The sequence below is a fragment of the Streptomyces sp. NPDC127092 genome, from assembly GCF_042722475.1.
In the GTDB taxonomy this organism is placed as follows: domain Bacteria; phylum Actinomycetota; class Actinomycetes; order Streptomycetales; family Streptomycetaceae; genus Streptomyces.
On record NZ_JBHXFE010000256.1, the window covers coordinates 857 to 1,326 of the forward strand.

Consider the following 470-nt stretch of genomic DNA (forward strand, 5'->3'; position numbering starts at 1 on the left):
GCCGAGGCCCGCGCGGCTGAACATCAGCAGGCGCGGGAGGAGGCCGACGCGGCCGCGGAGGACGCGTACGCGGAGCTGGCGCGGATCCAGACCGAGGCCGCTGCCGCCGTGGAGGACGCGGCGTCCCGTGAACGGGAGGCACGCGCGGAACTGGAGCGTATCCAGGGCGATGCGGCGGAGAAGGTCGCGGCCGCAGAGACCGAGGCGTCGCGCCGGATCGGCGAGGTCCAGCAGGAGGCGCGGGAGACCATCGAAGAGATCCGCCGCCGCACCGCCGCCGAGGTCGCAGAGGTGAAAAAATCAGCCGCCCAGCAGATTCATGAGGCGCAGGAGGCGGCCGCCGCGGCCCAGCGCGCCCAGACCCGCGCCGAAACGCAGACCGCTGCAGCACAAACATCCGCGCAGGAAGCCCGCGAGGACGTGGACCGTCTGCGTGGCGACCTCGCCGACCTGCGCACCGAGACCCGCGC

At 73.6% G+C, this 470-nt stretch carries 1 pseudogene; it reads left to right on the forward strand.

The window, feature by feature from the left end:
• Positions 1-470, forward strand: a pseudogene (locus ACFWJO_RS39485) (hypothetical protein); the annotation flags it as partial.